The organism is Streptomyces albidochromogenes (assembly GCF_005981925.1).
In the GTDB taxonomy this organism is placed as follows: Bacteria; Actinomycetota; Actinomycetes; order Streptomycetales; family Streptomycetaceae; genus Streptomyces; species Streptomyces albidochromogenes.
Map to the genome: position 1 here is coordinate 1 of NZ_VBVX01000484.1, position 3,138 is coordinate 3,138.

Below are 3,138 nucleotides of genomic sequence, written 5' to 3' on the forward strand. Positions count from 1 at the left end.
CTGCCCGTAAGACCCCGGTCCCGGGGTCGCGAGAGGAGAACCCATGTCGCTCGACGTCTCACCGGCACTGTTGGAACAGGCCGAGCGAGGCGATGTCGACGAAGCCGCCTTCGTCGACTGCGTCCGGACCTCCCTGCCTTACGCATGGGAGATGATCAGCTCTCTGGTGGCTCAGCTGAAGGTCGACGGTGGCGAGTTCGCCGACAACCAGACGCCTCCGCCGGACGAGCAGGCACGTGGTCAGCTGCTGCGCGCACTCGCGAGTGACGCGATTCGCGGTGCGCTCCAGCGGCACTTCGGCGTACGTCTCGCATTCCAGAACTGCCACCGCGTAGCGGTGTTCCCGGTGGACTCCTCGTCGGACGAGCGGCTCAGCCGCTTCACGTCGATCCGGGGCCAGCTGCTCAACCAGTCGCCCACCCTGCGGGACTGCTGAGGCAGTGCTGTCGTCGCTCCGCATCGTGCGTGCCGCACTGATGCGGAGCGGCGGCGCCGGGCCGCCGTGATCAGGACAGCAGGGGCAGTACGTCGGATCCCAGCAGCCGTACGTTCTCCTCGGTGGCCGCAAGGTCGCCCGAACCCTCGACGAGCAGCGCGAAGCGCGTGATCCCGGTCCGCTCCGCGGTGGCAGCCAGCCGGTCGGCGGCCAGCCGGGGCGGGCCGACGGGGTGCAGCGCGCACAGCATCTCCGTGTAGGCGACGGGGTCCCGCATCGCGCGGTGGCGCCCGTCGACCGTCACATGGGCGTCGAGACCCTGCTTGAGCCAGCCGGGCATCGCCTTGGTCAGCGTCTCCGTGGCGTCGGCCGCGGTGTCCGCGATCTGCGCCACGCCGGCCGACACATGGCCCGCCGCGGCGACCGTTTCCGGCTCATGTCCCGCGGCGAGCGCGAGCCTGCGCCACAGCGCGACCATCTCCGCCTTGTCCTCGTCGCCGCAGTGCATGCCGAGCAGCATCGGCAGCCCGCGCTCGGCGGCCAGCCGCACGCTCTTGGGGGAGGTGCAGGCGACCACGACCTCCGGGCCGCCCGGTTCCCCCGCGTCCGGCGCCGCGCGCAGCAGCTCGTCCGGCCTCGGTACGACGGCGACCTCACGGAAGCCGAACCGCTCGCCCCGCGCTTCGACGCGCGGTTCGCGCAGCCAGCGCAGCAGCAGATCCAGCGACTCGGGGAAGCCGTGCTCGTACGCCGCGAGACCCTGCCCGAACACCTCCAGGTCCACCCACGGGCCGCCCCGCCCCACGCCGAGCGTGAACCGCCCGCCGGAGGTGAGGTGCAGCAGCGCGGCCTGCTCGCCCAGGGCGACCGGGTGCGCGGTCGGCAGGACGCTGACCGCCGTGCCCACCCGGATGCGCCGGGTGCGCCCGAGCAGCAGCGCGGCAAGCGTCACGGCCGAGGGACACACGCCGTACGGTACGAAGTGGTGTTCCGCGAGCCATACGGAGTCGAGCCCGGCCTCCTCGGCGACCTCGGCCGACCGCACCGCCCGGTGCAGTGCCTCGCCCTGGCCCTGACCCGGGAATTGGGCCGCCAGTACAAACGTTCCGACACGCATCGCCTTCTGCCTCCTTGCGGCCGACGCGGCTTCCCCCTTACTGGCAACAACGTCTGACACGTGCCAAAGGCACGGCCACGCGCGAAGTTGTTGCGATTTTCCGGTAAGCCGCGCCGGACGGGCGGCGTTTCCGCACGCGCTGCGGTACGTGTACCCCTGCCGGATGGCCCTAGGCTGGGGGAAACCAGTGCCGTCCGACCCGTGAGGTTCCAGGTGTCCCCGCGTCGCAACCGCCCCAAGGGCGGCGAGAATCCCGCCGAGCGACCGACCGGCGCGGTCGGAGACAGGTTCGGGCTCCAGAGCACCGAGTCGTGGCAGGGCGAGGAGTGGTCGGTGCGCCACGTCGCCGGCGCCAGCGCGGCGGGCAAGCGGTACCGCTGCCCGGGCTGCGACCAGGAGATCCCGTCCGGGGTCGCGCACCTGGTGGCCTGGCCGGAGTACGGCGGCGTCGACGACCGCAGGCACTGGCACAAGGCGTGCTGGAACGCGAGAGACCGCCGCACCACGAAGGTGCAGCGGTCCCGCAACGCTCCGCGCCACTGACCGGCGCCGCCCCGGGGGCGGGCCGGTCCGCGCGGTCACACGTCGCGCTTCTCCAGGGCGAGGAAGGCGCCGCCCAGGGCGGCGGCCGTGACGCCCGCCAGGATCCACAGCGGGTCCCAGCCGGACGGTCCGGAGTCGGTGACGGAGGCGTCGTAGAAGACGCCGAGCTGGTTGGGGATCGAGTACTCGAAGAGCGCCTGCTGGAGGTCGGCCAGCGTCTCGGAGAACATGAACATCGCCAGTACCAGCGGCAGCAGCACCACACCGATCATGATGGTGATGGCGCCCGCCGAGTGGCGGATGAGCGAGCCGATGGCGAGCGACAGCAGGCCGAGCGTCGCGACGTAGAGGCTGACGCCGAGCGTCGCGCGCAGCCAGTGCTCACCCGTGGGCGCGACGCCGTCGAGCATCGCCGTCTGGAGCAGTCCGACGAGGGCGGTGGTCACCAGCGTGATGACGAAGGCCACGACGAAGAAGACGATCGCCTTGGCGGTCAGCACGCGGGAGCGGCTGGGGCAGGCCGTGAGCGTCGTACGGATCATTCCCGTGCCGTACTCCGACGCGACGGTCATGACGCCGAGGGTGATCACCGGGATCGCGCCGAGGAGCACTCCGAAGAAGCCGAGGCTCAGGACCGGGGTCTCGCCGAGGTCGGCGCCGGACGAGCTGACGGCCACCGACGAGAGCAGCCCGATGCCGAGCACGAGCACGATCATGACGCCGAGGGTCCACATCGTGGAGCGCACCGACCGGATCTTCGTCCACTCGGAGGCGAGCGCGTCGCCGAGCGTCGCCCTGCGCACCGGGATGGGGGAGACGTACGACGCGACGCCCTGCGGTGCGTACGGCTGGTGGGCCTGCTGAGGGGCCTGCTGCTGGTACGGGGTCGTCATCGGGCGTCCTCGGGGCTGTCGCTGTCGCTCTTGGTCAGGTCGGGTGCGGGCGCGGCGGCGGGCGGCGCGACGGGCGCGGGAGGAGTCGCGGGCGGCGCGGCCGGCGCCGCGTAGGGGTTGTGGCCCGGCGCGGGCGCCTGGCCGGGGGT

At 72.3% G+C, this 3,138-nt stretch carries 4 protein-coding genes; 2 read left to right on the forward strand and 2 right to left on the reverse strand.

Annotated elements, in window-relative coordinates; translation table 11 throughout:
- Positions 1–43: 43 nt before the first annotated feature.
- On the forward strand, positions 44–436 hold the full coding sequence (locus E2E34_RS32850) for an SCO5389 family protein (RefSeq protein ID WP_138897598.1): 393 nt from the start codon (positions 44–46) through the stop codon (positions 434–436).
- 70 nt (positions 437–506) lie between these two features.
- Here E2E34_RS32850 and E2E34_RS32855 read toward each other — a convergent pair whose 3' ends face one another.
- Positions 507–1,553, reverse strand: a complete 1,047-nt coding sequence (locus E2E34_RS32855; RefSeq protein ID WP_138905490.1) for an LLM class flavin-dependent oxidoreductase — start codon at positions 1,551–1,553, stop codon at positions 507–509.
- Between the two features lie 213 nt (positions 1,554–1,766).
- Between E2E34_RS32855 and E2E34_RS32860 the strand changes: the two genes are divergently transcribed.
- A complete protein-coding gene (locus tag E2E34_RS32860; protein WP_138905492.1) occupies positions 1,767–2,096 on the forward strand; it encodes an Rv1322 family protein in 330 nt (109 codons plus the stop codon).
- Between the two features lie 35 nt (positions 2,097–2,131).
- On the opposite strand, the gene E2E34_RS32865 is transcribed toward E2E34_RS32860, so the two are convergent.
- Complete coding sequence (locus E2E34_RS32865; RefSeq protein ID WP_138905491.1) at positions 2,132–2,989, reverse strand: DUF2705 family protein; 858 nt, start codon at positions 2,987–2,989, stop codon at positions 2,132–2,134.
- Positions 2,990–3,138 lie beyond the last annotated feature (149 nt).